The organism is Deltaproteobacteria bacterium, from assembly GCA_011773515.1.
Taxonomy (GTDB): domain Bacteria; phylum Desulfobacterota; class Deferrimicrobia; order J040; family J040; genus WVXK01.
Genome location: WVXK01000031.1, coordinates 1 through 5,748 on the forward strand (window position 1 = coordinate 1; position 5,748 = coordinate 5,748).

Here is a 5,748-nt window from a genome sequence, read left to right on the forward strand (position 1 = left end):
CTCCCACACGAAGCAGATGAAGATCCTGTTCAACCTCTTTGACATCGATCATGCCCCGGAGGGGGAGCTCACCTGGGATCTGGACTTTGAGGAGTCGAGCGGGACGGTGGGCGGTTTCGCCATAAAAGCACAAAAACCGGACAAGGAAGGGTCGGACAGATGAACATCAAGCCCGAAGCCGGGCTCATAAAGAATATCCCCATAGGGTACGCCAGGAAATACGAGGCCCTCCCCTGCACGGACAACGGCAAAATGGTGCTCGTCGTGTCCACGACGACCCCGCAGGAGATCATCGACGAGTTGATGCGTCTCACGGGGATCTGGAAATACCTGACCAGGCCGTCGAACGAGGTTTTAAAACTCATCGATGAGGCCTACGAGCTGGCCTCCGACAACGGTGATTACCTTGCCGCAAACGGCCTCGACGGGGACATCTTTGAGCTCAAGTCGAGGATCGAGGAAAGCCCGGATCTTCTGGACAGCCAGGACGAAGCCCCCATCATCAAGTTCGCAAACTCCATGTTTTTCCGGGCCATCCGTCAGAAAGCGAGCGATATCCACCTCGAGCCCTACGAAAAAGAGTTCGTCGTGAGAAACCGCATAGACGGCGTGCTCTACAACGTCGTCACCCTGCCACGGGGTCTGCACGCGCCGGTCATATCCCGGATCAAGGTCATGGCAGGCCTCGACATCGCAGAGAAAAGGCTTCCCCAGGACGGCAGGATCAAGGTGAGGCTCGGCGGGAGAGACATCGACATCCGAGTCTCCATAGTCCCCACCTCCTTCGGCGAGCGGGTTGTTTTGAGAATACTCGACCGCTCCAGCATCCTCCTGGGAATGAAGGACCTCGGCATGGCCCGCGGGCAGCTCGGCCTGTTTGCAAAATACCTGAAGAACACGACGGGCATCATCCTGGTAACGGGGCCCACGGGGAGCGGAAAAACCACGACGCTGTATGCAGCGCTGCGCAGCCTCGATGCGTCCAGGAAAAACATCATTACCATCGAAGACCCGGTCGAGTACCAGATCAAGGGGATCGGCCAGATACAGGTGAACCCCAAGATCAACCTCACCTTTGCCGGGGGGCTCCGGTCGATCCTCAGGCAGGACCCCGACATCATCATGGTGGGTGAGATCAGGGACGGGGAAACGGCGGAAATATCGATCCAGGCGTCGCTCACGGGGCACCTGGTCCTTTCCACGCTCCACACGAACGACTCGCCGAGCGCCGTGACCCGCCTCATCGACATGGGCGTCGAGCCCTTTCTCATCTCCTCCTCCGTCGAGTGTGTCGTGGCCCAGAGGCTCATCCGAAAGCTGTGTCCCCACTGCAAGCAAAAACATGCCCCGACCAAGGGGGAGCTGGAGCTCATCGGGAAAAAATATAAAATACCCGCCCTCTTCAAGTCATCGGGGTGCAGCGAGTGTTTCAACACGGGATACGCGGGAAGGACCGGCATCTTCGAGGTGATGCCGGTGACGGAAAAGCTAAACCGCCTGATAACGGATAAAGCCGACGCCGACACGATACGGGCCGAAGCAGAGCAATCGGGAATGGCCTCGATCAGGGAGCACGGAATCTTCAAGGCCTATGCAGGGATAACGAGTCTCGAGGAAGTCCTTCGGGTCACAACAGAACAAGAGGATTAAACGTATCAATCTCTATGCCTGTCTTCTCCTACAGAGCGCTCGATAAGAGGGGAGCCGAAAAAAAGGGGCAAATAGAAGCGGATTCCGCATCTTCCGCCCGGACGATCCTTCTGGGAAGGGACTTCTACCCCATCGACATCACGGAAAAGGTCATCGGGGAGAAAAAGGGAAGGCGGGGTTTCTTCCAGACGACCCTCCCCTCGAAGAACCAGGTGACCATATTCACCCGGCAGCTTGCCACCCTCATATCTGCCGGGGTCCCGGCGGCCAGGTCGCTCGAGTCGATCGCCGACCAGACCGACGACACCCGGCTGCGGGGGCTCATCCTGACGGTCCTCGAGGACATAAAAGGCGGGCAGGGCCTTGCGGAGGCATTTTCCCCGTTCCCGTCGCTCTTTCCCGACATCTACACCAATATCGTCAGGGCCGGGGAGGAAAGCGGGACCCTCGACCTCTCCCTCAATACCCTGGCCGATTTTCTCGAGGAGCAGGAAAAGCTCACCGAGAAGATCAAAAGCGCCCTCACCTACCCCATTTTGATGCTCCTTATCGCCACGCTCGTCGTCGTGTTCCTGGTCACCTTCATCGTGCCGAGAATCACCACCATATTCGACAGCCTCGGCACGGCGCTTCCCCTTTCAACGAAAATACTGATATCCATCTCCGGTTTCCTGGGAAAAGCGTGGTGGCTGCTGGCGCTCGCCATCATCGGTGGTTACGTGCTCTACGGGAAATACTATGCCTCCTCCCCGGGGAGGGAACGGATCGACGCGATAAAGCTGAAGATCCCCCTCCTTGGGAAGCTGAGCATCTGCGTCGCCATGGAGAGGTTTTCAAGCACCATGTCGACACTGATACGGAGCGGCCTTACCATGGAAAAGGCCCTCATGATATCGGCGGGGACGACGGGAAACTCCGTCATTCATGACAGGATACAGCACCTGAGGGAACGGGTGGTGGAGGGTGCCCCCCTCGCGGGGACGATGAAACAGGAGCCGATCTTCCCCCCGATACTGATCCAGATGGTGAGCGTGGGAGAGGAGTCGGGCAATCTCGATTTCATGCTGAAAAAGGCGGCACAGGCCTTCGAGAGGGAATATGAAAATTTTCTCGAGAGATTCTTATCCCTCATCGAGCCTGTTATAATTCTCGTTATGGGGGGCCTGGTGGCGTTTATCGTCATATCCGTCATGCTCCCCCTTTTGAACCTCAGCCAGATACTGCGGTGACCGGAGGACCGATGAACAGAAAAGAGTGGGCAAGAGCGGGTTTCACCCTGATCGAAATCATGGTGGTCATCATCATCCTGGGCCTCCTGGCCGGGCTGGTCATCCCGAAGCTGGTGGGACGGACCGAGGAGGCGAAGAAAACACAGGTGAAGCTCCAGATACGGAACATCGAGCAGGCGCTGAAACTCTTCAAGCTCGATAACGGCTTCTACCCCTCCACCGAACAGGGCCTTCAGGCGCTGGTCACGAAACCTGAAATAGGAAGGGTCCCGGCAAACTACCGGAACGAAGCCTACATCGACAGGGTCCCGAAGGACCCCTGGGGCTCTGAGTACATCTACATCTATCCCGGGGAGCGCGGCGACTACGATATCGTCTCCTACGGGGCCGACGGCATCCCCGGGGGCGAGGGGGAAGATGCGGACATCACGTCCTTGGATGAGTAACCACCCCCGGGGGTTTACGCTGATAGAGCTCGCGGTGGTCCTCTTTATCATATCGCTCATTCTCTGGACGGCCCTCCCGAAAGTCTCGATCGTCTCCTCCGAATCTTCGGAGGAGTTCATGAGGAAGCTGGCCGTCCACGTAGAATCGATGCTGGAGGACGCGCTGTTCTCGTCGCAGGAGGGCAGGATCGCGGTGCGTATTTCCGAGAGAACCATCGAGGGATACCGCACCGCGGAGGAAGGGGAGCTCACGAAGCGCTGGAGCCTGCAGGTGCCCGACAGTCTGTCCATCACCTCGGTAACCACGAATTTCGGCAAAAACTACGTCACGGAGGACGCCGAAATCCCCGTTTCCCCCATGGGGTATGTTCCCCGGACCCTCATCGTCGTCGAGGAGAAGGAGGAGCAAAAATCCCACACGATAACGATAAACCCGTTTACCGGCAGGGTGGAAATAACCGATGGAACCGTTACTGAAAAGATGTGATGGCTTTTCCCTCCTGGAGGTTCTCGTCGCCCTCGCCATCGTCTCGCTCACCCTTTTCCTGACCTTCAACATCAATTCGAACTCCATATCGATCGAGCGGTCGGTAATGGACAGGCTGGAGGCGCTGGCGGAGGGGGAAAAATTGCTGAACGAGGAGCTGGCGCGCTTTCCCGACCCGGGAATCCGCACGGGCGAGATAGAGGGCGAGGGTTTTTCGTACACCTACAAGGTTCAGGTAACCGAGACGCCCCACCCCGACGCCCTCGAAGTCAACGTCACGCTCTTCTACGAGGTCGAGGGAAACAGCAAATCGATAACATTTGCCGGGCTGGCGCAAAGATGACGGAGAGGTCAAACAGAGGCGGCTTCACCCTGGTCGAGGTGCTGGTGGCGCTTGCCATCACGGCTCTTTTGACGCTGATCCTCTACACGTCGTTTTCAGGATTGACGGGATCCGCCGCGGCCCTCAACCGCTATTCGGAAAAGTACCGGCAGATCGTGCTGTTCATGAACCAGTTCTCGGGCGACGTTACGGGAGCCTTCTACTCGAGCAACCTTCCCTATTCGGATTTTTCGCTCACCGAAAGGAACCTGGCGGGAGAGAGCGTATCGGAGCTTTCCTTCGTATCCTTCTCCCACCAGTTCGTCTCTGTCGACCCCGGGGCGACGGACATCGTCAGGGTTACCTACAAGCCGGGGATGGACGACGATGGAAACGTCTTCATCGTGAGGGAGATCGAGCCAAACCCCCAGGTGCCTGCCTACGGGGATTCGATGAGCGAGACCCTGCTCACCGATATATCCTCCTTCAGAATCCTCGCCGTGACGGGGGAGGATACGGAGGACGAGGAGTGGGAGGCGGAAAGCAAACTGAAATTGCCGGACAGGGTCGCCGTCGCCATCGCATTCACCGACGGCGGTTCCGTGAAAAAAGAATTTTTCATCGGCCTGACGAAAGAGGTAAGCCGGTTTGGCAACTCGGGGAGAAGAAAGTGAAGTGCTCGACGCTGCCCGACATGGGAAAAAAGGACGGGATCGCCATTGTCCTTGCCCTCATGGTCCTGGGACTGGTAACCGCAACCGTCCTGTCGACGGCGACGCTCTCATCGAAAGACGCCGAGCTGGCCACGCGCTTCGAGGAGAAGGCGAAATCGCGCTACCTCGCCGACGCGGGGATCAAAGCGGCGATCATCGCCCTGAAAGAAGACCGGAACATGAACGAGTACGACACGCTCGACGAGATATGGTCACGCCCTTCCCCGCCGATCAGCTTCGGCGAGGGAAATGCGGAAGTGGTGGTCGTCGACGAGGAGAGAAGGATCAACATGAACTCCCTTATCCTACCCAACGGCATATCGGAAAACGTCAAGATGGTGGCCATCTTCGACGCCCTTCTCGAGCGCCTCGAGCTCGACATTTCACTGACCGACGCCATTCTCGACTGGCTCGACGCAGACGACACCCCCCGCATCGGGGGCGCCGAAACCTCCTATTACCAGACCCGGGAGCCCGCCTTCGGGGCAAAAAACGACCTTTTCGACTCCGTGTATGAACTGAAGCTCGTCAGGGGGGTGGACGAAAAGGTCTTCCGCGCCCTCTACCCCTACGTGACCGTCCATGGAAGCGGAAAGATCAACATCAACACGGCGCCGGATACCATCCTCATCTGCCTTGCACGGGGGGAGGATCCCGAGTTCGAGTCGTTGATCGACCGCTCCGCCGTCGAGGAGATCATGGAGTACCGGCTGGAGAACCCGTTCGAAAAAGCCGAGGACCTGTCCAAGGTCTCCTCCTCCCTCGAAGAGCTGTACAAGCAGACACGGATACGGGACGTCATCACGGCGGGCAGCACCGTTTTCTCCGTCTCCGTAAAAGGGTCCATCGACGACACGAACGTGAGAATGGAATCGAAGCTCCTGCGCGAGGGGAAAAAGGT

Annotated in this window: 8 protein-coding genes; all 8 read left to right on the forward strand. The window is 58.0% G+C overall.

What is annotated here, in order from left to right:
* A partial coding sequence (locus GTN70_03575; GenBank protein ID NIO16068.1) for a hypothetical protein occupies nucleotides 1-163 on the forward strand: 163 nt, incomplete at its 5' end.
* Nucleotides 160-1,650 (forward strand): type II secretion system ATPase GspE, encoded by a 1,491-nt coding sequence (gene gspE / locus GTN70_03580; GenBank protein NIO16069.1) that lies wholly within the window; start codon nucleotides 160-162, stop codon nucleotides 1,648-1,650. The genes GTN70_03575 and gspE, both read left to right, overlap by 4 nt.
* A 14-nt stretch (nucleotides 1,651-1,664) precedes the next feature.
* Nucleotides 1,665-2,879: a hypothetical protein gene (locus GTN70_03585; protein ID NIO16070.1), complete on the forward strand. Its 1,215-nt coding sequence runs from the start codon at nucleotides 1,665-1,667 to the stop codon at nucleotides 2,877-2,879.
* 11 nt (nucleotides 2,880-2,890) lie between these two features.
* Complete coding sequence (gene gspG / locus GTN70_03590; GenBank protein ID NIO16071.1) at nucleotides 2,891-3,325, forward strand: type II secretion system major pseudopilin GspG; 435 nt, start codon at nucleotides 2,891-2,893, stop codon at nucleotides 3,323-3,325.
* Nucleotides 3,318-3,812, forward strand: a complete 495-nt coding sequence (locus GTN70_03595; GenBank protein ID NIO16072.1) for a prepilin-type N-terminal cleavage/methylation domain-containing protein — start codon at nucleotides 3,318-3,320, stop codon at nucleotides 3,810-3,812. The genes gspG and GTN70_03595 overlap by 8 nt, the downstream gene beginning before the upstream one ends.
* Nucleotides 3,787-4,155 carry a prepilin-type N-terminal cleavage/methylation domain-containing protein gene (locus tag GTN70_03600; GenBank protein ID NIO16073.1) on the forward strand — a complete coding sequence of 123 codons (369 nt, stop codon included), beginning with the start codon at nucleotides 3,787-3,789 and terminating at the stop codon, nucleotides 4,153-4,155. The genes GTN70_03595 and GTN70_03600 overlap by 26 nt, the downstream gene beginning before the upstream one ends.
* A complete protein-coding gene (locus tag GTN70_03605; GenBank protein ID NIO16074.1) occupies nucleotides 4,152-4,808 on the forward strand; it encodes a prepilin-type N-terminal cleavage/methylation domain-containing protein in 657 nt (218 codons plus the stop codon). Before GTN70_03600 ends, GTN70_03605 begins: the two co-directional genes overlap by 4 nt.
* On the forward strand, nucleotides 4,805-5,748 hold a 944-nt coding region (gene gspK, locus GTN70_03610), incomplete at its 3' end, for a type II secretion system minor pseudopilin GspK (protein NIO16075.1). The genes GTN70_03605 and gspK, both read left to right, overlap by 4 nt.